This is a genomic window from Alteraurantiacibacter buctensis (genome assembly GCF_009827655.1).
GTDB lineage: Bacteria > Pseudomonadota > Alphaproteobacteria > Sphingomonadales > Sphingomonadaceae > Alteraurantiacibacter > Alteraurantiacibacter buctensis.
Genome location: NZ_WTYV01000004.1, coordinates 21467 through 47855, shown reverse-complemented (window position 1 = coordinate 47855; position 26389 = coordinate 21467). Strand labels below are relative to the sequence as shown.

Genomic DNA, 26389 nt, shown 5'->3' with positions numbered 1-26389 from the left:
CTTGGCCTGACATCAGCCTTGGGCAGCCATCAACTCCGCCTTGCGCGCCGCGAGCTGCTCGCCGAGTGCTTTGAGGTCCATGTCACTGGCGCGGCATTCGGGGAAGAGTTCCTTTTCCTCCTCCTGGACGTGATGATCGATATATTCGCCCAACACCGTCACCTTGGCGTCGAACAGCGGTTCACCTACTTGGCTGCCCTGGATTTCGGCAATCAGCGCCTTAGCGCTTGCGTGTTCGACCTCGGCTTCATCAAGCAGATCATCATCGTCGAGCGCCTCGTATGCTGCCGGATAAAAAATCTCTTCCTCGATCGTCGCGTGGACCGTCAACGCCATGCAGATTTTGTCTGCCAGTTCCTGCTTGCGCGCATCATCGTCGGTTTTGTCGAATTCCTCGAACCAGCCCTTGACCTCCTTATGGTCGTCCTTGAGCAGCTTGATCGCGTCAGCCGGTCGCTTCTGCGCCGTGCTCGCCTTTCGCGTGGCACGCGCGCCGGTTTTGGGCTTTGCTTTGGAAGACGATTTTGTGGTGGCCATGGGAAGCTCCTTCGACGGTTAAACTTTTTAGACACGCTGGAGTTCCCGAAGCGTAGGGCCAGTAGAGATAAAATCGCAAGTGCTCGTTGACCTGCAGAGGCCGGCGCTGGTCCACGCGATCCAAGAGTTACTCTGTTCTTGAAGGAATTGGGTGCGTGCAGCGTTGGTGCCATCATTGCTCTTGAGGCTCGCGCGTTCTATAGCACGGCGTTGGTGCCACGAGATCAGACCCTATGCCGCAGCGGGACGAAATTGGCGCGGATCGGCTAGGCCGTATCGTCGAGGATGCGGCGAGCGAGGTCTATCTGTTCTCGGCGGATAGCTTTCAATTCGTTCTGGTAAATCGGGGTGCGCGCGAAAACCTCGGTTACAGCATGGCGGAGATTTCGGCCCTGACACCGTGGGATCTGAAACCCGACATACCGCGTGAGCAGTTCCTCAAACTCATTCGACCATTGCTGACCAAGGAATGCGAACGGCTGGACTTCGAGACACGCCATCGAAGGAAGGACGGCACGCACTACGATGTCGCCGTAACGCTCCAGCTTATCGATTCCGACGGAATCGGACTGTTTTACGCTACAATTCAAGACATCACGTCGCAGAAATTCACCGAGCGTTCCCTGATTGAAGTATCGTGCCGCCTCGACGCCATCCTTGGCAATACCACCATGGCAATATTCATGATGGAGGCTTCGCAGCAGTGCGTTTTCATGAATTCCGCCGCCGAGGACCCCTGACTGGCTACACATTGGCCGAAACGCAGGGACGACCACTGCACGATGTAATCCATCATACATATCGGCTGCGGCGTGACGACCGGCATCGGCGCAGTCCACAATACCGCAAAGGTCCAGCCCGGAGACTCGGTCGCCGTGTTCGGCCTGGGCGGGATCGGCCTCGCGGCGATTCAGGGTGCGCGCCAGGCGAAGGCGGGTCGCATCATCGCCATCGACACCAACCCGTCCAAGTTCGAGCTGGCACGCCAGTTCGGTGCGACCGAGTGCATCAACCCCAAGGACCATGACAAGCCCATCCAGCAAGTGCTGATCGAGATGACGGGCTGGGGCATCGATCATACCTTCGAGTGCATCGGCAACGTCCACGTCATGCGCGCCGCGCTTGAATCAGCGCATCGTGGCTGGGGTCAGTCGATCGTGATTGGCGTTGCCGGCGCGGGCGAAGAAATCTCCACCCGTCCATTTCAGCTCGTTACGGGCCGCGTCTGGAAGGGGTCCGCTTTCGGCGGCGTCAAGGGTCGGACACAGCTCCCGGGCATGGTCGAGGACGCGATGAAGGGCGATATCGATCTGGCCCCGTTCGTTACCCACACGATGGGTTTGGAGGAGATCAACGAGGCCTTCGAACTGATGCACGAAGGCAAGTCGATCCGCACGGTCATTCACTACTGACCCGCCGATCCGAAGCGGCGCGATGCGCCCGGATCGACAACCCGGCCTTCATCATGGCCCGATCCCGGCCATGATGAAGCGCGCCATGGCAACTGGGCAAGGCGCCGCGATGCGGTAACAACCGTTGGATGTATCGCGTCGGAAAAGCATTCATCTGCTACCCCGACCGTAATGAACACGGGCCGCACGGGCGGATATGGCAGGAAGACTGAATTGAAGAACAAGGATATACACGCGACGACGCCGGCCACCGATCATGGGCATGCGGGGCCGCCCGCTTGCGTGCAGGTTCGCGGCGCGCGCCAGAACAACCTCAAAAATGTTGACGTCGACGTACCGCGCGACGCCTTCGTGGTGTTCACCGGCATATCGGGGTCGGGCAAATCATCGCTCGCGTTCGGCACCATTTATGCCGAAGCACAGCGGCGTTATCTGGAATCGGTTGCGCCCTATGCCCGCCGCCTTATCGACCAGGCCGGCGTGCCGGAGGTCGACGCGATCGACGGATTGCCGCCTGCGGTCGCGTTGCAGCAACAGCGCGGCTCGGCCAACGCGCGCTCCTCGGTCGGCAGCATGACGACGCTCTCCAGCCTGGTGCGGATGCTCTATTCGCGCGTTGGAGAATATCCGCGCCATCAACCCATGCTCTATGCGGAGGATTTCTCCCCCAACACGGTCACGGGGGCCTGCGCGACCTGCCACGGCATCGGCCGCGTCTATGACGCGACCGAAGAGACCATGGTTCCTGACGCCAGCCTCACCATTCGCGACCGGGCGATCGCCGCCTGGCCAACGGCGTGGCATGGGCAAAACCTGCGCGATATCCTCGTTTCGCTCGGCTATGACGTCGATACGCCGTGGCGCGAGCTGCCGAAAAAGGATCGCGACTGGATCCTTTTCACCGAAGAGGCGCCGACGGTGCCGGTCTATGCGGGCCTGACGCCCGAACAGACCCGGGCGGCGCTCAAGCGCCGCATGGAGCCGAGCTACCAGGGCACCTTCACCGGCGCGCGCCGCTATGTGCTGGAAACCTTCGCCAACACGAAAAGCGCGCTGATGAAGAAGCGCGTCTCGCAATATATCATCGGCCGCGATTGCCCGACCTGCGACGGCAAGCGCCTGAAGCGCGAAGCCCTATCCGTGAAGTTCGCGGGCCTCGACATCGCCGAGTTCGGCGACCTGACGGTGCTCAAGCTGAAGGACTTGCTGATGCCCGTCGCGCAAGGCGCGTATGGGGCGGTCTCCGCCCCCTCGAAGGGCCATGTTCTGGAGAAAGCGGCCCGCGATGCAGCGGTCGAGCAACGGGTTGCCGCGGGCGGCTCTGCGCACAGGGGCGCGCCCGACGTGCGCCGCACGCCCAATCTCTCCGACGAGAAGCGGATCGCCGCCCAACGCCTTGCCTGCGAATTGATCGAGCGGCTCGAGCCGCTGATCGATCTTGGCCTTGGCTACATATCGCTCGACCGCAGCACGCCGACGCTGTCCTCCGGAGAGCTGCAGCGCTTGCGGCTCGCCACGCAATTGTCGTCACAGCTTTTCGGCGTGGTCTATGTGCTTGACGAGCCTTCGGCAGGGTTGCACCCGGCAGATGGCGAAGCCTTGCTCACCATCCTCGAGCGTCTCAAGGCGGCGGGCAACTCCCTGTTCGTCGTCGAACATGATCTCGACGTGATCCGCCGCGCGGAATGGCTCGTCGATGTCGGGCCAGGAGCCGGGGAAAAGGGCGGAGAAGTCCTCTACAGCGGGCCGATAGAGGGGCTTGCCGACGTCGAGACTTCGATCACCCGCCGCTACCTGTTCGCAGAGCCGCTGCGCAGTGAGCGCACACCGCGCGATCCCAAGGCATGGCTACGCCTTGAAGGGATCAGGCGTAACAATCTTCAAGGTCTCGACGTCGAGTTTCCCATCGGCTGCTTCACCGCTGTCACCGGCGTTTCGGGATCGGGCAAATCCAGTCTCGTCAGTCAGGCGCTGCCCGAACTCGTCACGGAATACCTCGGCAACTCCCCGGTCGCCGAGGAGCAGGTTATCGATCCGCTGCTCGATGTTGCGCAGAACGACACTGAAGGACGCCTTGTCGCAGGCATGGAGCATGTTCGCAGGCTGGTGCGGGTCGATCAGAAACCGATCGGCCGCACGCCGCGCTCGAACCTGTCCACCTACAGCGGCATGTTCGACCATGTGCGACGGATCTTCGCTGAGACGCCGCTCGCCCGCCGGCGGCACTACAGCCCGGGAAGGTTCTCGTTCAACGTCGCGCAAGGCCGCTGCCCTGTGTGCGAGGGCGAGGGATACGTCATGGTGGAGCTGCTGTTTCTGCCGAGCGTTTTTGCCCCGTGCTCGACCTGTCATGGCTCTCGCTACAACCCGCAAACGCTCGAAGTCGAATGGAACGGGCGCAATATCGCCCAGGTGCTCGAACTGACGGTCGACGATGCGTGCGATTTCTTCGCTGGCGAGGCATCGGTGATGCGCTCCCTCGACGTGTTGCGGGAGATCGGTCTTGGCTATTTGAGGCTTGGTCAGCCGGCGACCGAGCTGTCTGGCGGGGAGGCGCAGCGCATCAAGCTGGCGACTGAACTGCAACGCGCTCAACGCGGTAACACGATCTACATCCTCGACGAGCCAACATCGGGGCTTCACCCCTCCGATGGCGACCGGTTGATGCAACACCTGCAGGGCCTCGTAGACGCCGGCAATACCGTCGTAGTCGTCGAACATGACATGCGCGCCATCGCACAGGTGGACTGGATCATCGACCTGGGACCGGGGGCCGGTGAAGATGGGGGCCGTATCGTTGCTAGCGGCGTCCCTGGCGTCGTTGCGGAAGCGGAAGGCAGTCTCACCGCCCGCTATCTCAAGGCGGCACTATAGGTCGTAAATCTGGCCGAACGCACGTTCCATAAGGTGCATCTCAACCACACGCTGGAATGGGTCGAATCTGGAAGCGGGAGCCGGCGATGTGTCACCGCGGTTGACGCGGCTCAGGGTTTGAGTGCCCGTCAGATGCGCCGTGTTCGTGTGATACGCGGCGTGGCGGACGGCCAATCGCTGACCATCCGCCACGCTTACTCGTGAACACCGAACCGCTGCCCGCCGTTAGTGCCCCAATCTCAGTGGGCTTTTTCGTGGCTACAGCGTACCCGATTTGATGAAGGCAACGAGGCTGAGCACGGGGCTGCCCTGCAAGGTCGGTCGGGACGGCGCATACCTTGTCTGAGCGTCAATGCGCTGAACCGCCGTTAAGCCGTTCCGGCCATTGGTCTGGATTAAGTACGGGCAGCGCAGCCAATTCATCCGTCTGCTCCGAAATCCCCATCCGGCGGATCACCTCCGCCACCGGCGTGCCCGTCTCAGCCTGCTTCAGCGCGAACGCAATCTGCTCTTCTGTGTACTTCGACTTCTTCATGTCCCAGCTCCTTGCCCGAAGGCTCTAAAGGGCCGGAAAACTCTCGCTCAAACCGGATGAAAAAACAGGGGGGACGTCACCGCCAATCGCTACTGTACTGCTGAATGACGGGTTTCGCTGAATCTGGTCATTCGTGATTAGCAGAAATGGGGCCGACCATAACGGCAAATGGGCGGTAACGTGATACCCGCTTTCGATTGCGCGCGTTACGAAAATCGCTCTAGGGTCCAAACCCAATCAGAAGCTTGATTCTGCAACGGCGTGCTGATTCAGGAGTCTCCAGTTGAGGAGGGTCTGGGCATGGCGGGATCGTTGTTTTGGTTGTCGGATGCGGCGTGGGCGGCGATCGAGCCGTACTTGCCGAAGAACCAGCCGGGGGCCTGGCGGGTCGATGATCGGCGGGTGATATCGGGTATCGTGCACATGCTGAAGTGCGGCGGTCGCTGGGCCGATTGCCCGAGCGACTATGGTCCCTCGACGACCATCTACAATCGCTGGACCCGCTGGAGCCGACGCGGCGTGTGGAACTGTATCCTGGCGGCGCTGACCGAGGAAGGGTGGATCGCCGAGACCGGCCAGATCGACAGCAGCTATGTGAAAGCGCACCGCTGCTCTGGCGGCGCAAAAAGGCGGGACCCGATCACGTCCAAGCGCGTTAAGGTCTTCGGACTGGTTTGACGGTCGGACCGGTTCTTCTGAATGGAGAAGATTATGCGCGCACTATGTTGGCACGGTAAGGGTGACGTCCGCGTCGACACCGTCGCAGATCCCGAGATCAAGCATCCCCGTGATGCCATCATCAAGGTGACGGCATGCGCCATTTGCGGGTCCGACCTTCACCTGCTCGATGGTTACCAGCCTACGATGGAGGCAGGTGATATCCTCGGCCACGAGAATATGGGCGAGGTCGTGGCGCTCGGTTCCGAAGTGACGAACCTGAAGATCGGCGATCGTGTCGTCGTACCCTTCACGATCAGCTGCGGCGATTGCTGGTTCTGCAAGAAAGGCCTGTTTGCAGCTTGCGACCGGACGAATCCGAACGCCGAGATGGCAGCAAAGGCTATGGGCCATTCGCCCGCAGGGTTGTTCGGCTTCAGCCACATGATGGGCGGCTACTGCGGCGGTCAGGCGGAATATCTGCGCGTGCCGATGGCCGACGTCGGTCCGATCAAAATCCCCGACAACATTACGGATGAGCAGGCGCTGTTTCTGTCCGACATCTTTCCCACAGGCTACATGGCCGCCGAGAACGCGCAGATCGAGCCCGGCGACACCGTCGCGATCTGGGGTTGCGGCCCAGTCGGTCAGTTCGCCATCCGATCGGCCCTGATGATGGGCGCGGGCCGGGTGATCGCGATCGACGAGGTGTCCGAGCGGCTCGCCATGGCCGAGGCGGGCGGCGCCGAAACGATCAACTTCGCCGAGACCGATGTTTATGACGAATTGCAGGCGCGGACCAAGGGACGTGGCCCGGACAGCTGCATCGATGCGGTCGGCTGCGAGGCCGCAGCTCACGGCGCAGCCGATGCGGTGATGGACAAGGTCAAGGCGAGCTTGATGCTCGCCACTGATCGGGTGCATGTGCTGCGCCAAGCCATCATGAATTGTCGCAAGGGAGGCACGGTGTCCGTCCCCGGCGTATATGTCGGCGTGGCCGACAAGCTGCCACTTGGGGCGGCAATGAACAAGGGATTGACGATCAAACTCGGTCAGACTCACGTCCAGCGCTACACCAAGCCGTTGCTGGAAAAGATCGTAGCCGGTGCAATCGATCCCAGTTTCGTGATTACCCACCCGGCAAGCCTCGAGGACGCGCCGGAAATGTACGCCAAGTTTCGGGACAAGGAAGAAGGCGTCATTAAGGTGGTTATGCGCCCGCACGGCTGACGTGCGGATCTGATCTGCCCCCACGGAGCGGACCGAGCGGTTTGTTAGTACAATAAGCTCGTCGCCGTCATGTCCGGACGGAGGTGGAGCGAAGCGGAACCGGAGGCCGGAGATGGCGGTGGAACCATCTCCGGTGCCGGCGGTCGGCAGGCAGGCTGCCATGGGGCCCTATAGACCAGAAAGCCGACCCGCAGGCCGACATGATCGACGCAACCTATCTCAAGGCCGGCCGCACGCCTTCCAGCCTTGGGGTAAACAGGGATCTCGGGCCCCTGATTGGACGGACCAAGGGCGGCATCAACACGAAGCTGCACGCCGCGACTGATGCAAACGGCCGCCCTTTAAGCTTCTTCATCACGGCTGGCCAGATCAGCGATTACACCGGTGCAGCTGCCTTGCTTGACGATCTGCCCAAGGCCAAGTGGATGCTCGCCGACCGCGGCTATGACGCTGACTGGTTCAGAGATACGCTGGAGCAAAAGGGCATCAAACCGTGCCTTCCGGGCCGCAAATCCCGATCTCTGCCTGTCAAATACGACAAGCCGCGGTACGAACGGCGTAACCGCATCGAGATCATGTTCGGCCGCCTGAAGGACTGGCGCCGCGTGGCAACGCGATATGACCGCCAACCGTCGGCTTCTCCGCACTAGCACTGGCCGCCACCGTGCTCTTCTGGCTGTGATCAGTGAGTCCTAAGCCTAGAGCGGTTTTCGATCAGTCCAGATCATAACCGCACGATGTGAAGTAGTTGGCGCATTCGATTGGTTGGAAGATATCGACGAGCCTGCCGATGAGGTTCCAGAGGCCGTTCACAGTCCGCTCGCCGATCTTTCTGAGCATGGCCTTGAGCTTGGAGAAGGCCTTTTCGATGGGGTTGAAGTCGGGGCTGTAGGGCGGGAGGAAGCGCAGCGTTGCGCCAGCCTTCTCGATCAGATCGCGAACCGATGCCCGCTTGTGGCTGGACAGGTTGTCCATGATGACAACGTCACCGGGCCGCAGCTCGGACACGAGCACCTGGGTGACATAGGCTTCGAACCAGTCGCCGTTGATCGGGCCGTCCAGCACCATTGGCGCGACCATGCCGGTCATGCGCAGCCCGGCCCCCAGCGTGGTGGTTTTTCGGTGCCCGTGCGGGAAGCCCATGCGCAGCCGCTCGCCTCTGGCGCAGCGGCCATGACTGCGGGTCATGTTGGTCGCGGTCCAGGTCTCATCGATGAACACGAGCCGTTCGGGATCGAGGTCGAGCTGGCCATCGAACCACGACTGCCGCTGGCTCAGGACGTCGGGCCGGTCCTGCTCAATGGCATGGCTCGTCTTTTTTTGCGCGTCATGCCGCGACGAGCGAAGAAGCGGTGAAGCCCGGCCACAGAGACGTTCAGGCCGATCTCGATCAGACCCGCGCGCAACTCCTCAAGCGAGATGTCCTTGCGCGCTTCCCAGAGCGCGAGAATGTCCTCCCGCCGCGCTTCGACATGGCGTGATCGCATGTCGGCACTTTGGGGCTTTGGGGCAATGTTTCCGGTCGTGCGCCGCTGATCATGCCAGCGGATCGCCGTCGAGGGCGCCACCCCAAAGCGAGCCGCAGCATCGTAGACCCGGTGGCGTGCGTCGAACTTCACCAAGGTTGAGAAGAATGCCTGAAACAGGCCGCGTTCGCCTTCCGGTGCAGAGCTGCTGGCTGACGCATCGACATAGGCCGCGTTGTATCCGATCCAGAGAAGGATGAAGCGGACGTCATAGTCTTGATCCTCTGCTTCCGCACGTCGAAGCCATGATAGCGCCCGGTGAACGCGAAGTGCTAAGGGCGTCTGGAAGCCTCGCGCAATGAGCGCTGCTTCTCTTTCAGGGCTTCGGGATGGAGAGAATTGTCAAGGGGGTAACGGTAAACCATTGGCACAGCTTAGCGCGAGGAATCCTAACCGAATAGATCATTGCGTTATCAGTTTGGAATTCGCGATACAGCGCGGATCCACTCGTCAATTTCTGCCTCAACCCAAACTGCGCATTTGGGGCCGAGCGATCGCGACCTTGGGAAGCGCCCTTCGCTCATACGCTGGTAGATGGCGGAGCGCCGTAGTCCGACGCGGGCGATAACCTCCGGCAGGCGCAAAAGCCGTGCCGGCGGCAATACTTCGGGCGGTTGAGGCGTCTGCGTTTCATCTTGTGTTGCATGCGGCATTGCTGGTCTCATTCGCGTGGGTTCGGTCCCCTCCGAACTCAAGGATTTACCGGGACAGCGACATTGCGATGTCGCGGCCCACAAAATCATCGATGTGCTTTGCCAGCATTCGCGCCACGAGCTGTGAGGTGCCGTTAGCCCACCGCGGCCGCAGATCCTCAATCCGGCGTCCCAGGGTCCGCTGCAGATGAAGGGGCAGGCTGGTGAAGAACTCTTCGAGAAATTCGCCCATCTCGCCATGCATCCACTCGCAAGCGAGATCTTCCTGCCCGGCGAGCGCGAGAATCATGGATGCGCGAGGTTGCGCTCCACAGGCGGAGAGCACACGTGCTGCTTCGTCGAGCCCGATAGGCCGCTCGCCGCGCGCAAGGCGAAGCAGGGTCTCGCGATGCATGCCGCATTCATTGGCAATCCTGTGGCGGGGTTTGCCGGCGGCTTCGATCGCATGGGCAAGAACGCGGGCCAGGCTTTCATTGGCTGGTCTGGCGGCAGCGGTTGGATGGTACATGGTTGTCTCCTAGCTTTGCGCACTGGTGCGACTCGCAGGCATAACGCGAAGCATCCCATGTAGGAAAATGAAAAGAACATACACGGAACATCTCGTTTAGAGGCGACTCAGGTCCTCTACCCGAGTCGTCGCCAAATCCCGTCAATTGCGGCGGTTTTTACCGACATAAAATAACTGGTTTAGCGTCGTTATCGCTGGTTTGGGGCGTCGGACTGCAAAAGATGCGTCCGCATTCTTCCACCTCCAGGCGGGATTCCCGCTCGACACTTTCCTACGAACATTTCCTAGATGCATGTGGAACACACAGCGAACGCAAGAACGCTGTGACCACCCCTCCAACCGGAGCTTCACATGCAGTCTCTCACCCTTCCCCGGCGCGCCAGCGCCAATGGTCTTGGCAAGGCCATCAACTTTGCCATCCCGGTCGCCGTCGCGGCGCTTGCGGCGAGCGCCGCCTATGCTGGCGCTGACACGACCTTCACTCCTGCCCTCACCAAGTTCACCGACTTTCTGGAAGGCTCCGGGGGTAAGATCATCACGGTTCTCAGCCTCGCTGGCGGCCTGATCGGTCTGGCGTCCGGGCGCTTTTCGCTCGGCCAGGTCGCCGTTCCGGTGGGTGTCGGCATCGGCGTCGGCACCGGTGTTCCGATCGTCACCTCGGTCGTGACCGCGGTCATCTGAACGGTCGGACGGGAAGGCGGCGTCGCCATGGCAGACCCTTACATCATTCCCCGGCGTCTCGATGACCCGGAGCTTATCGGCTTCTGGACCATCGACGAGTTCGCGGGAATGCTGGCCCCCTTCACCTGGGGGATCCTCACCCAGCATATCTTTATCGGCATCATAGTCGCCTTCGGCGCCTGGTTCGCATTGCGAAAGGCAAAAGCAGGACGCGCCAGCTCCTGGGTAGCCCATGCAGCATACTGGTATCTGCCTGCAGGATTTCTGGGTCTCAAGGCAACGCCGCCTTCTCACTGCCGACTGCTTGCCGGTTGAGGGGAAGCCCATGTTTTCCGACATATCCCATGAACGTCAGCAATCGCTGCTGCGCCAGCGAAACCTCTTTGCGCTGACCAGCGCCGGCCTTGGCCTCGCATTGGTCATCGCCGGGAGCCTTGCCGCTACCCGGGATCGCGAAGTGGTGCTGGTGCCGACCGTCCCCAAAACGCTCACCGTGAGCAGTGCCGGGGTCGATGCCGATTATCTCGAGCTCGTCACCCGCGATGCGGCCCTTGTTCTCCTCAATCGCAGCCCCGAGGGTCTCGATTACTGGATGAACGAGATCCTGAAGCTTGCTGATCCAGCAAGCTATGGCCGCCTCAAGGCCGAGCTGGTGCGGATAGTCGAAGAGCAACGGGGATCGGACGTCACTCAGGCTTTCGTGATCCGGTCGATGACTGTCGATCCCAAGGGCCTCACCTCGGATGTTACGGGCACGCTCAAGACGTTTGTCGGCGCGCAGGTGATTGCGAGTGACGAGCGCCGCTTCCGCTTCAGCTGGACTTATCGCGGCCTGCGCCTGGCGCTGGCTGGCTTCGCCCAGCTCCCCCCACAGGACAAATCGAAGGAGGCCCAGTGATGGCTTACCAAACAGGGGCCCAGGCACGGGTCTCACTTCTGAGCGCGGCAGCGCTGCTGGCCGTAGCATCCACCCCCGCCCATGCGGCCGACCAATTCAAACAGGCCGCAGATGGCGCTGGACTCGAATGCAGCGTTTCGGCGCGCGAACTCACCCGCTTCGCATTGGTCGACGACCAGTTCGCCAGCGTCTCCAAGATCTCGACCGGCACGCCGTACAACGACTTTGCCGTGACCAACGAGCCGGTGCGCGGCGACATTTACGTGTCGGTGCCGGAAACTTACGCGGCACGGTCCATCAGCTTCTTCGCCACCACCAAGAAGGGCTTTGTGTACAAGATCGCGTGCCGGGTCGAGCAGATCCCGGCGGCGCAGATCTTCGTGACCAACCCGGCGATCGCGAAGAACCGCGCCGCGGATTGGGAAAACCAGACGCCGCTCGAAACAAGCGCCGTCAGGCTCATCCAGGCGATGGCCAATGACCGGACTGTCGACGGCTTTGAGGTCCGGCAAAGGGCGGCCATGCCTGCACGGGTCGGCGATCTCGAGATCCAGCTCATCGCCGATTATCGCGGTGCCAGCCTCACCGGGAAGGTCGTCCGCATCCACAATCGCGGATCGAAACCCGTGACGCTCGCCGAGCGCGATCTCGCACCCCGCGACACGCTCGCGCTTTCGATCGCCGAACCGAAGCTCGAACCCGGGGCCAGCACCACGGCCTTTGTTGTCGGCGCAAGCGGAGAGACCGGTCATGACTGATGCAGCCAATACGCCAAGCACGGCCCCTCTGCAGGCCGAGAGCGCCGCGCCGTCCGAACTTTCCGGACTCAACGCCCGCACTGCGCGCCGACAGAAGCTGCTGCTGGGGTCGCTGGGAGCACTCGCACTGCTTGGCGGAAGCTGGTTCATTCTTGGCGGCGAGAACAAGCCCACGACCGGCGATCCCAATGCGGCGCAGACGATCGACACGGCAGGCCTCGTCAACCGCGATCTGTCCCAGCGCGAATTCGTCGCGACCTACGGCAACCGGCTCGATGCCGTCACCCGCGAACAGAAAGCACTGAAGGATGGGAGCATCCCGCGGACGGAGATTGAAGCGCAGCTGGCGGCTCTCAAGACCGAAAACCAGGCCATGCGGGTCGACGGACAGGCCGCGATCGATGCCATTTCTGCAGAGAACGCTGAGCTGAAGACACGGCTTGCCGCGCAGCCCGCAACGACGGCATCCGCTGTACCGCCACCGGCCTATGGGCCACAGGCGGGCGGCTATGACGCGCGAGCCCGTTCGTCCCAGCCAGGCGGTGTGCCCACAGCGGGCGAGCCGCAAGGCGGCATGATCCCTTCTCCGGGCGAGGTGAAGCTGATGAGCTTCAGCTCCGACAAGGCAGGCACCAACGGTCTCAGAGTGGGCCGCCCCGACGCGCCCCCGGTCGTCGTCGAAGATTCGCCGGATTACCTGCCCCCAAATTCCTACGCTTCGGCCCGGGTGATTGTCGGCGTCGATGCCTCGGCAGGCGTCGTCAGCCAGACCGATCCGCTGCCCGTGGTCCTCAGGATCACCGGTCCAGCCCGGTCGGTCATTCAGAACGGGAAGGTTCTCACCACCCGGATCCAGGGCTGCGTGGTGAACGGCGCGGCGCGCGGCGATCTCAGCAGCGAGAAGGTCTATGTGAAACTCGCCCGCATGACCTGCGATCAGCCCGGCGGCCGGGTCGCGGTGAGTGAGGTCAAAGGCTTCATCAGCTTCGCCGGCAAGTCCGGGGTCCGCGGCCGCGTCGTGAGCCGCGAAGGCAGCCTCGTCAGCCAAGCGCTGCTGGCCGGGATCGTCGGCGGCTTCGGGCGCGGCTTCTCGGCCAATGCCAACAGCGTGTTCTCCGGCGCCACGACCAACCCCGACGGCAGTCGCTCCAAGCTCTCAGGCAGCGACATCCTGGGCGGCGGACTCGGCCAGGGCGCCGCCGATGCCGCCGACACGGTCAGCAAATACCTGATCGAGCGCGCCGAACAGTACCAACCCGTCGTGGAGATGCCGACCGGCATCGATGTCGAGATCGTGTTCCTCGACGGCGTCTACGTGAGGAACTCCCAATGATCGAAAATACTCTCCTCAAGCAGGACAACCGTCGGCGCCGCTGGTTGCGCGCCGGAGCTGGGCTGGCGGCAATCATCGCCGTGTCGGCTGCGACCGGATGGGGTGTGGCAAGCCTTGCAGCCCCTACTGCTGCTCCAGACACCGCGAAGGTGCGCGAAGCACTCAAGCTGCGCCTGCCCAAGACCCCGATCGACGCGATCAACTGCAAGGGCCTTGGCGGTCTGTGCGAAGTCGCGTCCAAATCGACGCTCTTCTACGTCGACCGGTCCGCCAAGTATCTGGTGATCGGCCGGGTCTACGACATGGAAGCCCGTCAGGATCTGACGGCTGCCCGGTTGCTCGCCCTCAATCCGGACCTGCTTGCGGCGGGGGCAGCGCGGCGCAGCAATCCCGAGACGCAAGCAGAAGGCGATCCACCCCCCACTGCGGCGTCTGCTCGAAACACCCCGCCGCGCCATGTCCCGCTCGGCGACCTTCCGGCCAAAGGCGCGATCACCTGGGGGCCTGCCAATGGTCCGCGCGTCGTTGTCTTCTCGGACTTCCACTGCGGCTACTGCAAGAAGCTCGAGGCAGAGCTGAAGGCGATCGGGGCACGGGTCGAAGAACGGCCGATCTCGATTTTCGGGGCGGACAGCCGGCGCGATGCCGAACGGGTGCTGTGCTCGCCGCGGCCTGAGCTGGCGCTGCACATGGCCTATTCGGGTCTGGCGCTCGCCAATCCCAAACCCTGCGACACGAGCGGGCTCGATGCCAACGAGGCCTTTGCCCGGGCACACGGCTTTGGCGGCACGCCTGTGATCGTACGCCCCGCCGACGGCGCTGTTCTCGAGGGCTTCCGGCCTGCCGCCGTGCTCCGGGAGTTCCTGCGCGCCGCCCCCACCCCTGCTCCCAAAGGATAGTCCCATGCGGTTTTCGACACGTCTCCTTGCCTGCGCCTGCCTGTCTGGGCTTGCCAGTGGCTGCGCCACGTTCGGCACCAATGTGGAGGGCGATTTCACCTGCCGCGCTCCGAAAGGCGGCTGCGCACCGACCCATGTGATCGATGCCAAGGCGACCGGTAATCGGTCAGCTGAAGTGCTCACGCAATCAGACGTGCGGCAGAGGGCTGGCGTCGTGGATGCCGACACTGCCCGCACGGCGGAACGCACCTTGCGCGTCGTCTTCCCCGCCCATGTCGATGAAGCTGGGACACTGCACGACGAAGCGGTCGCCTGGACGGTTGTCGAAAATCCGCGCTGGGCCGCCGAGCTGCGCCGCAAAGCGGGCGAGGATCAGGGCGGATCCCTGATGCGCCAGGTGCGTCGGCAACTGAAAGCTGCTCAGGCAGTCGCATCACAAGCTGACGCGGACGGACACACGGACGCCTCTGACGACCTGTCGCCCTTCTCGTCTGCTGGCACTGCCGAAACCAGGGCCGTCCAGCCCCTGGCCGCAGAAGCCCCCAATTTGCTCACTGAAACTTCGGATGCCTCGCCGCTGGTCCTCCCCTCCACGGCGCGCGAGGCCGTTGCCGGTGCCAAGGCACCGGCGGTCGAGGGGTTCGACACCTCGCCTCCCCCGCGTGATCGAGCCCCTCGGCCTGAGGCGGGGCAGAGCGCTCCGGTGTTCCCGAGCGCCGCGGCGATCGATGCCGCAAAGGCCGCAATCCGACCAGCGATCCGGAACGGCGCTCTGCCGACCGAAAGCACCTCGCAGCCCAAGGAGCCCAAGTGATGGCCGAGCAACTCAAGTCCGTCGTCGATCGGTTGCTCAGCGGACTGCTGGGGGATGCCGAGCACGCCGAGAAGGCCCGTCCGCAGCTCATGGTCGACATGCTTTCCGACTGGCTGCCCTACCGGGTCTATGATCCAGCGACCCGGCTGTACTTCAACGCACGCTCCAAGGGCTTTGTCCTCTCGGTCACGCCGCTGATCGGCGCTGACGAGCGCACCGGGGAAATCCTCGGGCAATTCTTTTCGGAAGGCCTGCCAGCAGGTGCCTGCCTTCAGGTGCTCCACCTTGCCAGTCCGCGCATCAGCAGGATCGTCGGCCCGTGGTTCGCGCCGCGCTACATGCAGGGCGGGGTTTACGAGGCGATTGCCCGACACCGGGCGCGGCGGCTCTATTCGCTCGTTTGGGAATCCGGCTCGCCGGACGCCCCCTTCCACGCGCGGCATCACCAGGTCATCGTCTCGGTCGGCGTGCCGACGACCAAGTCGGTCAGCAACGAGGATCTCAAGCAGACCCGCGAGGGCCTGATGGCGATGCTGAAGTCGCTCAACCTCGGCGTGGTCGAAGTCGGGCCGGAAGCGCTCATCGCTGTCATCGATGATCTGACCTCGCCAACCACCGCCCCGCAGGACGATGCGGTGCCTTACAATCCGAACGATCCAATCGCCTCCCAGGCGATCCGCCACGACATCGAACTGGTCGTGGCCGAAGACCGCATGCGGCTCGTGACCGAGCGCTTTCGTCCCACCGGCAAGGTCAACGACGGAGTACCCGAGATCGGGACGGTCTATCCCGATGCCTTCGACGTCCGGCATTTTGCCGTGCGCAACATGCCATCGCGTTGGGCCCCGTGGGAATGCGCGCGGCTGATCGGCGACCTTTTCACCGACAAGCTGCGCTTCCCCTGCCCGGCCGCCACCATGCTCTGTCTCGTCTATCCGGACCAGGAAGCGGCATCGGCAAAGGCCGGCTTCAAGTTCATGCGGACGACCAGCCTAGCCGGGACCCGCAGCGCGCGGTTCCTGCCCCGGATCGGGGAACAGGCCGCCGAGTGGCAACACGTTCAGGCCGAGCTCCAAGAAGGCCGCCGCCTCGTGCGGGTGTTCTACGGCGTGACGACCTATTCGCCGGCAGGGCAAGGCGATCGCCACGAACGCGCGATCAAGTCGATCTACAAGGCGGCGGGCTGGGATCTCACCGACGAGCGCTATCTCCAGCTCCAAGGGCTTCTCGCGGCGATGCCGTTGACGCTAGCCGACGGGCTCGGGGCCGACATGGAGCGGCTGAAGCGGTTCAAGACCGTCCTGTCGACCACTGCCGCGAATATCGCACCGATGCAGGGTGAGTATCTTGGAAGCGCCCATCCTCACCTGCTGTTCGTCGGGCGGCGCGGCCAGCCCTTCTTCTGGTCGCCGTTCGAGAACGACGCGGGCAACCACAATGTCGCGATCTGCGGCAAGTCGGGATCGGGCAAATCGGTGCTGCTCCAGGAGATGTGCGCGGCCCTGCGCGGCGCCGGCGCGCAGGTGGTCGTGATCGACGACGGCCGCAGCTTCGAGCATTCGGTCAAGCTGCAGGGCGGCCGCTTTGTCGAGTTCACGATGAAAGCGGGCTTTTGTCTCAACCCGTTTTCGATGATCGATGGGACCCGCGCGGCCGAGGACGAAGACTACCGTCTCGACTGCTTCGGGATGATCAAGGCGATCGTCGGGCAAATGGCTCGCCACAGCGCGAAGCTGACCGATACCGAGCGCGGGCTTATCGACCGGGCGGTCAATCTCGTCTGGGCGGAACATGGTGCCGCTGCGACGGTCACCACAGTTGGCGAGACGCTGGCCAGTCTTGGGCATGACACCGCCTCAGACATTGCGACTGCGCTTGCCCCTTACATGGCGGGCGGGACCTACGGGGCCTTCTTCGAAGGCCAGGCAAGCCTCGACCTCGATGCCGACTTCACCGTCTTCGAGATGTCGGACCTCGCGAGCCGTGAGGATCTGCGCAGCGTGGTGCTCTCCGCGATCATGTTCATGACCAGCCAGGCGATGACGCGAAGCCCGCGGTCGCTGCGCAAGCTCCTGCTGATCGATGAAGCCTGGTCGATGCTGAAGGGCGGCTCGATGGGTGAATTCGTCGAAACCTACGCCCGCACCTGCCGCAAATATGGCGGTGCGCTGGCGACCGCAACCCAGTCGCTCAACGACTACTACAAGTCCGACGGGGCGACAGCGGCGCTCGAAAACAGCGACTGGATGCTGATCCTGCAGCAGAAGCCGGAGACTATCGCCGACTTCAAGGCGAGCAAGCGCCTCGACATGGATGATCGCACCGAGACGCTGATCCGCAGCCTCAAGCGCTCCGGGAGCGACTATTCCGAGGTGTTCATCAAGGGGCCGGAAACCGAGGCGATCGGGCGGCTCGTGCTCGATGACTATTCGGCAACGCTCTTCTCGAGTTCGCCCCAGACCTTCGCCGCCATCGATGCCGAGATCGCCCGCGGCCACCAGCTCGCCGATGCCATCGAGCGCATCGCCTTCGCCAACCGCTGACACCCCTTCATCAAAGGATTCCTATCTTCATGTCTCTCCACCTCGTCACCCCCTTCGACCGGACCGACCCGTCCGAAGACGAACAGCCCGTCAGCCAGCCGGTGCGGACATTGCGCTCGCGCGTGTCCATTGGTATGCTTATCCGCTGATCTACTGGATGGAGATCGTCGCCGATTTCCTGTGCCTCGAGTCCGGCTCGATCGACATCCTCTACATCACCGAGATCGATCCGCTTTGGCAGGACAGTGAGCTCACCGCGATCATCAATCCCGAGGCGGTGCTGTTCGCCAATCCGTTGGCACTTGCGGCCTGTGCAGCGGACTGCGTGGCAGCGACGGCCAAGCTGCCGACCGACGAGCTGTTCTGGTGCGCGGGCTGCCAGGGCACGATGTATCCGCTCAACGGCAATGTCTCGGCAACGATTGGCCATGTCCAGGCGTCGCGGCTCGCGCTCGCCCGCTTCTCCTACAAGCTCCACCGCGAGCTCGTCGCCTGGGGGACGATGGGCAGCAAAGGGCTTTGCGGCAAGTACCTGATGCCGGTGATGCGCAAGCAGCAATACCGCTTCCAGGCCACTAATCCCAATCCGCAGACCAAGGGCCGCTACGCCTGCGCGCCCATTGGTGCCTCCACCACCTTCATGTCGGCAGGCCAGGTCTATCCCGCCATTGGCGAGGACATGGGCTACCTGGTCTGGCGCAAGCGGAATTGCTGCGCGCTATGAAAAAGCTTCCTCATCTTCTTGTAGTTGCCTCGCTTTCGAGCCTTGCCGCTTTGGTGGGAGCATTTGCACAGACGGCCGAACCGGACCTCGATCTTGCCGCTATCCGGGCTCGGGCCAATGCGGGCGCTTCCGATGCCGACGCGCTGTCCGCCAATGCCCGCGCCAGAGCCGAAGCTCTGGCGCGCGAGGCGAGGACGAGCTCCGACGAGGCGGAGCTGCATGCTCGCCGATACGCCCGTGAGGCCGCCGCAAGTGCGAAGCCTGATCCTGCCATCACATTCGACTTTGACCGGATGGTTGCCGACGCCGGCACCATGACCAGCGAAGGCATGGGCGAAGCGCCAAGGTTCATCGCTTTTGCTTCGCTTTCGATGCCGCCGACCGCGCTGCGCGCGCTGATCGACGACGTTACCAAAGCTGGCGGTATCGTCGCCTTGCGCGGTCTGCCCGGCAACAGCGCCAAGGCCCTCACGGCCGCAGTGGCCAAAGTGGCAAAGCCCGGCGAGCAACTGGACGGCGTCGGCATCGACCCGCGGCTCTTCCGTGCTTTCGAAATCGAGGCCGTACCCACCTACGTGGTCACCAGCAGCGACTTCGATCTGTGCGACGGGTTCGATTGCCGAACGCAGGTCCCGCCGCACGACAGGATGAGCGGCAATGTCAGCGCTTCTTACGCGCTCGAGACTTTCGCGCGCGGCGGTGGCCCCGGTGCTTTGCTTGCGGCCCAGCACCTCGCCCACCTTGAAAGGCAGGTTCCATGAAACGGCAATCACTATCTGTCGCGTGCTTGAGTGCGCTCCTGGTCACCCTGACCGGGCCGCTTCACGCCCAGACCACAACCGATGCCGCCAAAGCCGACGGCAAGGCTTTTGGGCGGGACAAGGCTGCCTCGGCACAAAGCGCGGCAACGACCAACCCCGATGCAAACCGCATCCCCAATTTTGGCGGAACGCCAAGCCAATCGGGCTATTTTGATGATCCGGACCGGATGAGCCGCGAGGCGGCGAGCCAGACGACGACCAACACCGGCTACAAGGCCATGCGGGATTCGATGGACCGGCGTGCCCGGTTTGCGCCGCAGGATCTAGATGCAACGATCGCGCGCAGCAATGTGATCAGCGATGACCCGCTCGCCTATACGAGCGGAATGGCCATCGGCGGCTCGCAGGGACGCTGCGTGCCCTTGCCGCCGGCCAGCGGAACCACGGCGCGCTACATGGCGACCTGCAATGTCGGCTATACGGCGACACAGGGAACGCGGACCTGCCCCATGACGTTGACCGCGCGTGTCGAGCAGCGTCAGGTCTACGGCTACTATTGCGTTGGCGGCAGCGGGGTTGATCCGGCTTCGGTCTACAACTGCAACCGATACCCCGCGCCGCAGTGCACGGTCACGCAGTCCTACCCGATCAACCTGTGCAATCCTTATTTCGGGATCTACTGGGGCTGCAACTCCGGCGATCTGAGGGTCGATCTCGTCAGTTGCACCGCACCGGTCGAGGGCGCGACGCCCTATACGGTGACGGGCGAGAACGTCGTCACCACCAAGCGCGATGAAAGCCAGTGTGCTGGCCTCGCCGCCGACACCTCATGTCAGCAGGACACCGAGACGTGCACAGACAGCGATCCGGTCACCCGCATCATCGATGGCATTGCAGTGACGCAGCCTTGTTGGGCGTGGAGCCGCAGTTACAGCTGCGCACAGTTCATCGAGGCACAGGACTGCCAGACGCTTGAAGCCACTCCGGGCTGCAAGCTGGTGCGCGAAGACTGCCTCGCGGGCGAGCCCTGCCGCACCTGGGAGCGGGTCTATGATTGCCCGGTTCCGGACCAGCCTGCGAACACCAACCAGTTTATCTGCGACGGCGATGTCTACTGTATCGGTGGCTCATGCGAGACCATCCAGCGCGAGGCCAACGACGAGTTCAAGGACGCGGCCGTCGCCTTGAACGCGATGAACCAGGCGCGCCGCGAATTCGATCCGGACAATCTCACCTTGTTCAAAGGGACGCGCGAAAGCTGCTCGTCCAAGGTCTTTGGTATTCTCAACTGCTGCAAGGGCAAGGGCTTCCCGCTTATTCCGGGCATCCAGTTGCTCGTAGCGCTGGGCTGCAGCCGCGAAGAGATGCTGCTGCATCAGAAGGATGCCCAAGGTCTATGCGCCTACGTCGGCACCTATTGCTCATCCTCCTTTCTTGGCGTGTGCCTGACCAAGCGCAAGGTCTACTGCTGCTTTGAATCCAAGCTCTCGCGGATCCTGCAGGAACAGGGGCGCCTGCAGCTGAACAAGCCTTGGGGCAAGCCGAAGACCGAGCAATGCCAGGGCTTCACAATCGACGAATTTGCCCGGCTCGACCTCTCGAAAATGGATTTCAGCGAGGTCTATGCCGAGTTCACCGACGCCGCTCGCCTGCCTGACGAGCTGCAGGCCACCCAGGACATCCAACAGAAGATCGAGGACTACTATGCCCGCGCCCGCCAGTAAGGCCGCGTGGCGGCTGCTTGCCGCCTGTGCGATTGCCAACGCCGTTTCGCTGTCCTCCCCGGCGCTCGCCCAGAGTACCGCAACCCGAGCCGATGCGCCGCCCAGTGCGCTGTCGGCCGAGCGCCCGGACAGCTTCTACTGCGAGGAGCGGCGGCTCGGATACTGGTTCTACTGCGAACGCCCCAAGCCGCCGGAGCAGAACACACCCGCACCCGCGCCTGCGGCCAGCGCGACCAACCAACTTGACGCGATCACGGCGACCTTGCGGGAACTGAAGGCCAAGGCGATCCTCGAGCCGACGCCGGCGAATGTTACGGCCTATATCCGCTTCCAGCGCGCCCAGCTCGACCGGGCTTCACTCTTCAGCGACGTCTGGCAGCGGGCGATCTGGCAGGATCCCGAGCTCGACTACACGCTGCAGCGCCCGGTTTCGACGCTCGGCAAGCGTCAGTGGCAGGATTCTCGAACCGCGGAACGGAACGCTGCGATGGCCCAGCTCTCCGAGCGCTACGGGCTGTTCTACTTCTTCGCCCAGAGCTGCGGCGCCTGCGAAGTCATGTCACCGATCGTGCAAAGCGTTGCCTCGACCTGGCATATCGCGGTGCGCGCGATTTCCACCGATGGCGGCCCATCGCGGCATTTCCCTAACTACACGGTCGAGACCAACCAGCGCAGCCGCATGGGGCTCGAGCCCAAGGTCACGCCAGCGGTCGTCCTCTGGGACGCGGAGACCGGTCGCCCCATTCCGATCGGCTACGGCGTCATGAGCGCCGACGAGCTGCAGGACCGGATTTACCTCCTCACATCGAAGGAAGCTGGACGTGACTACTAAGATGAAAAGAGCCGTCGCTGCGCTCCTTGCCGCCGCCCTCCCCCTCACCCTTCCGCTTTCGGGCGCATCGGCCGATGTTGGCAGTTCGATGGACTCGTTTCTGAACGATGTCGGCGGCGCTGCCAACGTCAACGGAACGACCGCGTTCCAGGGGCAGTCGGCCGGCTATTACAGCCTCGGCAATGTCTGGACGCGCTTTCCGCAGAAGACGACCAACATCGCCAACCTCCAGCTGCCGCGCGCCCGCGCCGGTTGCGGCGGCATCGACATCTTCGCCGGGTCCTTCAGCTTCATCAACGCGAGCGAGATCGTCGCGATGCTGAAGGCAGTCGCGAACAATGCTGTCGGCTTCGCCTTCAGCCTGGCGATCGACACGGTCTGCCCGGAATGCTCGAAGATCATGCAGGAGTTCAGCCAGAAGGCTCAGCTCATGAACAACCTCAACATCAACTCCTGCGAGATGGCGCAGGGTCTGGTGGGCGGAATCTGGCCGAAGGGCGACCTTGCCGACAAGGCGATCTGCGAAGCGATCGGCAACTCCGAAGGGATCTTCACCGACTATGCCGCGGCCAAGCATGGGTGCGGCACCAGGGGGCAGCGCTCGAGCACGACCGCGCAAGGGTCGGGCAAATATGACGACGTTAATCCCGGCGTGCCGCGAAACTACACCTGGACGATCCTCAAGAAGTCGGCGTTCTTCTCGCCGGGCGGCCGGTTCGACGAAGAGCTCGCCGAATACGCCATGACGCTGCTGGGCACGATCATCTACGTGCCGCCCAAGGACGACGAGCCGGGCAAGTTCGTGCCGATCGTCGGTGAAGCCTCATCCACGCTCGTCACCTCGCTGCTGGATGGCACGACGAACGGCAACGTCCTCATTTTTGACTGCGACGAGACGGAGAAGTGCCTCAACCCGGACTTCAAGTCGCTCAGCTTGCCGGCATCGAAAGCGCTGCGGCCGCGCGTAGGGGCGCTCATTGGCGGCATGGTTCAGGCGATCCGAGACGATACCGCGATCAGCGAAGAGCAGAAGGAGCTGCTCCAGGTCGCGTCCATCCCGCTCTACAAGATCCTGACCGTCCAGGCGGCCTACGGCCGGGGCATGCCGACCGACGACCGGGAGACCCTGGCCGAGATCGCCAGTGTCGACCTGCTGTTTGCCGTGCTCGACAGGATCGTCAGCGAGGCGGGCCGCTCGATGTCGAGCTTCATCGGCGCCGACGAAGCCAAGATCGCGATGTGGCAGAACCAGGTCAATGTCGTGCGTCATGCGCTCGCAGACCGGCAGGCCAACACGCATCTCAAGGTCAATGCCGTGCTGCAGATCATCGAGAAGACGGCCTTCATCGAGAATGTGCTGGCCGCCTCGATGTCGCCCGGAATGGCCGCATCGCTGGACTGGTCGCGCGGCGTCCAGAGCCGCGCCCTCACCCACTGACCGGGCCAACCACAGCGAGGCGGGACAACAGACATGGTCGAGATTTTCACGGTCGGCGGCGGGGACTATCTGGTCAACGTCTTCCAGGCGGTTGCCGCCTGGACCGGCAACGGCGGCTACAAGAGCCTGCTCCAGGTGGTGATGGTGATGGGGCTTGGCCTGTCCGCCCTCACCCTTGCGTTCAATCAGGACTGGCGCGCCTGGATCAACTGGTTCCTGGGCGCAACGCTCATCTACTCCTGCCTCATGGTGCCGCGGCTCGATGTCCATGTGACCGATCGGCTCAACCCAAGCCTTGCCCCGGCCAATGTCAGCAACGTCCCGCTGGGCCTCGCCTTGATGGCGAGCTTCACCAGCCAGGTCGGCGACTATCTGACGGGCTCGGCCGAAGTGGTGTTCGGCCTGCCCGGAGATCTCAATTATTCGAAGAACGGGATGATCTACGGCGCTCGGCTCTACGATGCGACGCGGTCCTTGCGGATTTCCGATCCGGAGTTTGCTGCCAATCTCGACGAGCATTTTCGGCAATGCGTGTTCTACGACGTGCTGCTCGGCCGCTACTCGATGAAGGAGCTCGCGGAAACTGGGGACATCTGGGCGACGATCGCGCCGGGGAGCCAGGCGCGCGCGCAACGCTTCCTGACTCGGGATGCCACTTCAGGCCAGGTGAGCTCGAACATTGTCACCTGCCGCGAGGCCTACGACACGCTCAATGCGCAATGGACCGGGCTGGTCGACGCGATGGGATCTGTGTTCGGCCGTCAGCTTTACCCCAACCAGACAGCCGCGCTCGCCAAGGCGAAGCTCTTTGCTGACCTGCCGGTAGCCTATCAGTACCTGACCGGCGTCTCGGCCAACGCGACCGAGATTTTCAAGCAGACGCTGACCATCAACGCGATGAGCCAGGCCATGCACTCGATGTCCGGCAGCAGCGGCACGGGCAATGTCGACGTCTACGCCCAGACCCGCGCCGACATTCAGACCGAACGGACCTATGGCTCAATCGCGAGCAACGCGATGAAGTGGGTCCCACTCCTGAACGTCGTGCTGACGGTGCTTTTCTACGCGCTGTTTCCGGTGCTTTTCCCGCTGTTCCTGCTCCCCAAGACGGGACCCGTCGCACTCAAGGGCTATGTGACGGGCTTCTTCTACCTCGCGGCCTGGGGGCCGCTGTTTGTGATCCTCCACATGATGCTGATGTACAAGGGCGCGGCTGACATGAGCGCAGTCACGGGCAGTAACGGGCTCAGCCTGGCGAGCTTTACCGGCATGGCCGACGTCAACAGCGATATCGGTCTGCTGGCCGGCTATCTCATCGCATCGGTGCCGTTCCTGGCAGGCGGTGTGGCCAAGGGCGCCATGGCGATTTCCCACCACGCCACGAGCTACCTCAACCCGAGCCAGAACGCGGCCGAGGAAGCGGCCCGGGAGGCGAGTACCGGCAACGTCTCGCTCGGCAACACCAGCTTCGAAAACTCGAGCGTCCTCACCCGCCAGTTCGCACAAGGAACGATTGCGCCGAGCTTCACCTACGGTGCGCCGCAGACGCGGACATTCAGCGACACTGGGGCAATGACCACGAGCTTTCCGGACGGCAGCTACGACCAAATCCCGACATCCAGCTATCCTTTCACTCCGACGCTGGGCCAGGAGTTCACCGCACGCCTGTCGACGATGGCATCGCAGGCCCGCGCCAACAGCGAGACCTATGCCAATGTCGCCACGGAATCGACGGCCAGCGCTGTCACGAAGTTCCGCGAGCTAAGAGACCAGTTCAGCCGGGGCGCATCCTTCGAGAGTGCGAGCGGCACCTCGAACTCCGACAGCATCCAGACTGCATTCAGCGAGGTCGACCAGGCATCGACCAATCTGCAGCGGCAATTCGGGCTGTCGCGCAGGGCCGCCGATGACATCTCTACCGCTTGGTTCCTGGGTGGCGAGGCGGGCGCCAAAGCGGGAATTTCAAATGGAGTAGCTTCGGCCAACGTCGGCCTGAAGGGCAGTGGGACACGCACTTGGACAGACAGCGACATCGGCATCGCATCCGAAGACCGTTCCCGGATCTTTGGGAGCCTGTCCCAGATGTCTGACAGCCGCAATTGGTCGAGCACTCGCGACGGTTTCGTCCGATCGGTCAGCACCTCATCAAGCTCCTCAATCTCGAGCACCGCGAGCGGCATGAATGCTTCCCTGACAGAAGCCCAGAGCTTCACTATCGAGGCTCGCCGAGCCGAGGAGCTTGCCAATCGTCTCGAGAGCCAGGCGTCCTTCTTCGAGGGAAACAGCGCTGCAGGCAGCCTCAATTTGTCCCAAGCCTACCGCGAATGGGGTCTCGCCGAGATCGAAAGCAACCGCGATTTCTATGGCAATGCGCGGTTCGACGATGTCACTTTCCAGCTCAGCCCTGAAGGCCAGGCATTGCAGGCAAAGTTCATTGAAAGCTATGCAGAGCAGCTTCGCGACGGAATCGACGATCGTCTCGTACTCGCGCCCGGACTGCCCGTATCCCGAACGGCTATCTCAAGCGCAGGCTCAGTGCGCGGCCGGGCACAGACCGGCGGCGGGGGTTCCGGTTCAGTGCCCCGCGTAGGTGCCGGCGATCTTCATGAAGAGGTGCAAAGGGCTCGGGCGGCCGGTCGCCAGAAGATTACCGGCTCTAGGGGACGTCTGGACGCGATCACCGAGGGAGCCCAAGGTGCAAGTGCAGAAGCAGCGGATGATGTGAAGGAGTGGTGACCTGCAACGGTCACCACAGTCCGAAAGACGCGCCAGCCAAGTACGAAAAACCAGCCGCAATGACGACTAGGACCGCTATCGTCAGACTGCGCGCCCAGGGGTCGGCCCAAGACTTCTTGATCCGATACTCCATCAAGCGGTTGTCGCGGATTGCCTGATCAATCTCAGACAGTCCTTCCCACTTGGGAGATCCGGGCGTCTGGGCGCTTTCAGTATCTAGGTTCGCCATAATCGCATCCGTCACGTTTCTCATTGGAACATAGGGGAAACACACCAGTTGGGCTAGGACAATTTGATGGACGCCTGAAGACTCGTA

General features: G+C 62.9%; 20 protein-coding genes and 6 pseudogenes. 20 read left to right on the top strand and 6 right to left on the bottom strand.

Features of this window, described 5'->3' with window-relative positions; genetic code table 11:
* Positions 1-12: 12 nt before the first annotated feature.
* Entirely contained in the window at positions 13-537 is a 525-nt protein-coding gene (locus tag GRI99_RS10735; protein WP_160772052.1) for a hemerythrin domain-containing protein, read from the bottom strand.
* A gap of 233 nt (positions 538-770) precedes the next feature.
* Between GRI99_RS10735 and GRI99_RS10730 the strand changes: the two genes are divergently transcribed.
* The 3 genes and pseudogenes from GRI99_RS10730 to GRI99_RS10720 all read left to right on the top strand — a co-directional run bounded on the left by GRI99_RS10730 (position 771) and on the right by GRI99_RS10720 (position 4823).
* On the top strand, positions 771-1277 hold the full coding sequence (locus GRI99_RS10730; protein WP_202393055.1) for a PAS domain-containing protein: 507 nt from the start codon (positions 771-773) through the stop codon (positions 1275-1277).
* Between the two features lie 60 nt (positions 1278-1337).
* Positions 1338-1949 (top strand): annotated as a pseudogene (locus tag GRI99_RS10725) (zinc-binding dehydrogenase); the annotation flags it as partial.
* A gap of 213 nt (positions 1950-2162) precedes the next feature.
* The gene (locus tag GRI99_RS10720; RefSeq protein WP_202393054.1) at positions 2163-4823 is read left to right on the top strand and encodes an excinuclease ABC subunit UvrA; all 2661 of its coding nucleotides are present in this window, start codon (positions 2163-2165) and stop codon (positions 4821-4823) included.
* A 424-nt stretch (positions 4824-5247) separates the two neighbouring features.
* Here GRI99_RS10720 and GRI99_RS10715 read toward each other — a convergent pair.
* Positions 5248-5358: pseudogene (locus GRI99_RS10715) on the bottom strand (transposase); the annotation flags it as partial.
* 300 nt (positions 5359-5658) lie between these two features.
* Here GRI99_RS10715 and GRI99_RS10710 point away from each other — a divergent pair.
* Together GRI99_RS10710 and GRI99_RS10705 are read left to right on the top strand one after the other, a co-directional pair.
* A pseudogene (locus tag GRI99_RS10710) lies at positions 5659-5994 on the top strand (transposase); the annotation flags it as partial.
* Positions 5995-6069: 75 nt separating this feature from the next.
* On the top strand, positions 6070-7245 hold the full coding sequence (locus GRI99_RS10705; RefSeq protein ID WP_160772286.1) for a zinc-dependent alcohol dehydrogenase: 1176 nt from the start codon (positions 6070-6072) through the stop codon (positions 7243-7245).
* Between the two features lie 44 nt (positions 7246-7289).
* Here GRI99_RS10705 and GRI99_RS18725 read toward each other — a convergent pair.
* Positions 7290-7391: pseudogene (locus GRI99_RS18725) on the bottom strand (integrase catalytic subunit); the annotation flags it as partial.
* Positions 7392-7442: 51 nt separating this feature from the next.
* Here GRI99_RS18725 and GRI99_RS10700 point away from each other — a divergent pair.
* A pseudogene (locus tag GRI99_RS10700) lies at positions 7443-7927 on the top strand (IS5 family transposase); the annotation flags it as partial.
* A 32-nt stretch (positions 7928-7959) separates the two neighbouring features.
* On the opposite strand, the gene GRI99_RS10695 reads toward GRI99_RS10700, so the two are convergent.
* The 3 genes from GRI99_RS10695 to GRI99_RS10680 all read right to left on the bottom strand — a co-directional run bounded on the left by GRI99_RS10695 (position 7960) and on the right by GRI99_RS10680 (position 9932).
* Positions 7960-8891, bottom strand: a protein-coding gene (locus tag GRI99_RS10695) for an IS630 family transposase (RefSeq protein ID WP_439098433.1) whose coding sequence is annotated in 2 segments (ribosomal slippage) — positions 7960-8558 and positions 8558-8891 — 933 coding nt in all. Because the reading frame shifts where the segments join, the coding sequence is not laid out codon by codon here.
* A gap of 293 nt (positions 8892-9184) precedes the next feature.
* Positions 9185-9424: an AlpA family transcriptional regulator gene (locus GRI99_RS10685; RefSeq protein WP_202393053.1), complete on the bottom strand. Its 240-nt coding sequence runs from the start codon at positions 9422-9424 to the stop codon at positions 9185-9187.
* A 46-nt stretch (positions 9425-9470) separates the two neighbouring features.
* The gene (locus GRI99_RS10680; RefSeq protein ID WP_160772050.1) at positions 9471-9932 is read right to left on the bottom strand and encodes a transcriptional regulator; all 462 of its coding nucleotides are present in this window, start codon (positions 9930-9932) and stop codon (positions 9471-9473) included.
* Between the two features lie 351 nt (positions 9933-10283).
* Between GRI99_RS10680 and GRI99_RS10675 the strand changes: the two genes are divergently transcribed.
* The 14 genes and pseudogenes from GRI99_RS10675 (at position 10284) to GRI99_RS10610 (ending at position 26073) form a co-directional block, all read left to right on the top strand.
* A complete protein-coding gene (locus tag GRI99_RS10675) occupies positions 10284-10613 on the top strand; it encodes a TrbC/VirB2 family protein (protein ID WP_160772049.1) in 330 nt (109 codons plus the stop codon).
* 27 nt (positions 10614-10640) lie between these two features.
* Positions 10641-10928: a type IV conjugative transfer system protein TraL gene (traL, locus tag GRI99_RS10670; protein WP_020819170.1), complete on the top strand. Its 288-nt coding sequence runs from the start codon at positions 10641-10643 to the stop codon at positions 10926-10928.
* Positions 10929-10938: 10 nt separating this feature from the next.
* Positions 10939-11511: a type IV conjugative transfer system protein TraE gene (locus GRI99_RS10665; RefSeq protein ID WP_160772048.1), complete on the top strand. Its 573-nt coding sequence runs from the start codon at positions 10939-10941 to the stop codon at positions 11509-11511.
* Complete coding sequence (locus GRI99_RS10660; protein WP_160772047.1) at positions 11511-12269, top strand: type-F conjugative transfer system secretin TraK; 759 nt, start codon at positions 11511-11513, stop codon at positions 12267-12269. Before GRI99_RS10665 ends, GRI99_RS10660 begins: the two co-directional genes overlap by 1 nt.
* Positions 12262-13602, top strand: a complete 1341-nt coding sequence (locus tag GRI99_RS10655; protein ID WP_160772046.1) for a TrbI/VirB10 family protein — start codon at positions 12262-12264, stop codon at positions 13600-13602. Before GRI99_RS10660 ends, GRI99_RS10655 begins: the two co-directional genes overlap by 8 nt.
* Complete coding sequence (locus GRI99_RS10650) at positions 13599-14501, top strand: DsbC family protein (protein WP_160772045.1); 903 nt, start codon at positions 13599-13601, stop codon at positions 14499-14501. The genes GRI99_RS10655 and GRI99_RS10650 overlap by 4 nt, the downstream gene beginning before the upstream one ends.
* Before the next feature lie 4 nt (positions 14502-14505).
* On the top strand, positions 14506-15315 hold the full coding sequence (locus GRI99_RS10645) for a TraV family lipoprotein (RefSeq protein WP_160772044.1): 810 nt from the start codon (positions 14506-14508) through the stop codon (positions 15313-15315).
* A complete protein-coding gene (gene traC / locus GRI99_RS10640) occupies positions 15315-17858 on the top strand; it encodes a type IV secretion system protein TraC (protein ID WP_160772043.1) in 2544 nt (847 codons plus the stop codon). The genes GRI99_RS10645 and traC overlap by 1 nt, the downstream gene beginning before the upstream one ends.
* Positions 17859-17982: 124 nt before the next feature.
* A pseudogene (locus GRI99_RS10635) lies at positions 17983-18582 on the top strand (TraU family protein); the annotation flags it as partial.
* Positions 18579-19343 carry a type-F conjugative transfer system pilin assembly protein TrbC gene (gene trbC / locus GRI99_RS10630; protein ID WP_160772042.1) on the top strand — a complete coding sequence of 255 codons (765 nt, stop codon included), beginning with the start codon at positions 18579-18581 and terminating at the stop codon, positions 19341-19343. The pseudogene GRI99_RS10635 and the gene trbC, both read left to right, overlap by 4 nt.
* The gene (locus GRI99_RS10625; RefSeq protein WP_160772041.1) at positions 19340-21067 is read left to right on the top strand and encodes a conjugal transfer protein TraN; all 1728 of its coding nucleotides are present in this window, start codon (positions 19340-19342) and stop codon (positions 21065-21067) included. The genes trbC and GRI99_RS10625 overlap by 4 nt, the downstream gene beginning before the upstream one ends.
* Positions 21048-21899: a conjugal transfer protein TraF gene (locus tag GRI99_RS10620; RefSeq protein WP_160772040.1), complete on the top strand. Its 852-nt coding sequence runs from the start codon at positions 21048-21050 to the stop codon at positions 21897-21899. Before GRI99_RS10625 ends, GRI99_RS10620 begins: the two co-directional genes overlap by 20 nt.
* Before the next feature lies 1 nt (position 21900).
* Positions 21901-23337: a conjugal transfer protein TraH gene (locus GRI99_RS10615; RefSeq protein ID WP_160772039.1), complete on the top strand. Its 1437-nt coding sequence runs from the start codon at positions 21901-21903 to the stop codon at positions 23335-23337.
* Between the two features lie 33 nt (positions 23338-23370).
* Positions 23371-26073, top strand: a complete 2703-nt coding sequence (locus tag GRI99_RS10610; RefSeq protein ID WP_160772038.1) for a conjugal transfer protein TraG N-terminal domain-containing protein — start codon at positions 23371-23373, stop codon at positions 26071-26073.
* The last annotated feature ends 316 nt before the right edge of the window (positions 26074-26389 follow it).

What these genes read in the sequence shown, in the direction of transcription:
- GRI99_RS10625 (WP_160772041.1), top strand. Translation starts at nt 19,340, where the DNA reads ATGAAACGGCAATCACTATCTGTCGCGTGCTTGAGTGCGCTCCTGGTC.
- GRI99_RS10645 (WP_160772044.1), top strand. Translation starts at nt 14,506, where the DNA reads ATGCGGTTTTCGACACGTCTCCTTGCCTGCGCCTGCCTGTCTGGGCTT.
- GRI99_RS10655 (WP_160772046.1), top strand. Translation starts at nt 12,262, where the DNA reads ATGACTGATGCAGCCAATACGCCAAGCACGGCCCCTCTGCAGGCCGAG.
- GRI99_RS10675 (WP_160772049.1), top strand. Translation starts at nt 10,284, where the DNA reads ATGCAGTCTCTCACCCTTCCCCGGCGCGCCAGCGCCAATGGTCTTGGC.
- GRI99_RS10660 (WP_160772047.1), top strand. Translation starts at nt 11,511, where the DNA reads ATGGCTTACCAAACAGGGGCCCAGGCACGGGTCTCACTTCTGAGCGCG.
- traC (WP_160772043.1), top strand. Translation starts at nt 15,315, where the DNA reads ATGGCCGAGCAACTCAAGTCCGTCGTCGATCGGTTGCTCAGCGGACTG.
- GRI99_RS10650 (WP_160772045.1), top strand. Translation starts at nt 13,599, where the DNA reads ATGATCGAAAATACTCTCCTCAAGCAGGACAACCGTCGGCGCCGCTGG.
- GRI99_RS10730 (WP_202393055.1), top strand. Translation starts at nt 771, where the DNA reads ATGCCGCAGCGGGACGAAATTGGCGCGGATCGGCTAGGCCGTATCGTC.
- GRI99_RS10735 (WP_160772052.1), bottom strand. Translation starts at nt 537, where the DNA reads ATGGCCACCACAAAATCGTCTTCCAAAGCAAAGCCCAAAACCGGCGCG.
- GRI99_RS10610 (WP_160772038.1), top strand. Translation starts at nt 23,371, where the DNA reads ATGGTCGAGATTTTCACGGTCGGCGGCGGGGACTATCTGGTCAACGTC.
- GRI99_RS10615 (WP_160772039.1), top strand. Translation starts at nt 21,901, where the DNA reads ATGAAAAGAGCCGTCGCTGCGCTCCTTGCCGCCGCCCTCCCCCTCACC.
- GRI99_RS10665 (WP_160772048.1), top strand. Translation starts at nt 10,939, where the DNA reads ATGTTTTCCGACATATCCCATGAACGTCAGCAATCGCTGCTGCGCCAG.
- GRI99_RS10705 (WP_160772286.1), top strand. Translation starts at nt 6,070, where the DNA reads ATGCGCGCACTATGTTGGCACGGTAAGGGTGACGTCCGCGTCGACACC.
- GRI99_RS10620 (WP_160772040.1), top strand. Translation starts at nt 21,048, where the DNA reads ATGCCCGCGCCCGCCAGTAAGGCCGCGTGGCGGCTGCTTGCCGCCTGT.
- GRI99_RS10685 (WP_202393053.1), bottom strand. Translation starts at nt 9,424, where the DNA reads ATGCCGCATGCAACACAAGATGAAACGCAGACGCCTCAACCGCCCGAA.
- traL (WP_020819170.1), top strand. Translation starts at nt 10,641, where the DNA reads ATGGCAGACCCTTACATCATTCCCCGGCGTCTCGATGACCCGGAGCTT.
- GRI99_RS10680 (WP_160772050.1), bottom strand. Translation starts at nt 9,932, where the DNA reads ATGTACCATCCAACCGCTGCCGCCAGACCAGCCAATGAAAGCCTGGCC.
- trbC (WP_160772042.1), top strand. Translation starts at nt 18,579, where the DNA reads ATGAAAAAGCTTCCTCATCTTCTTGTAGTTGCCTCGCTTTCGAGCCTT.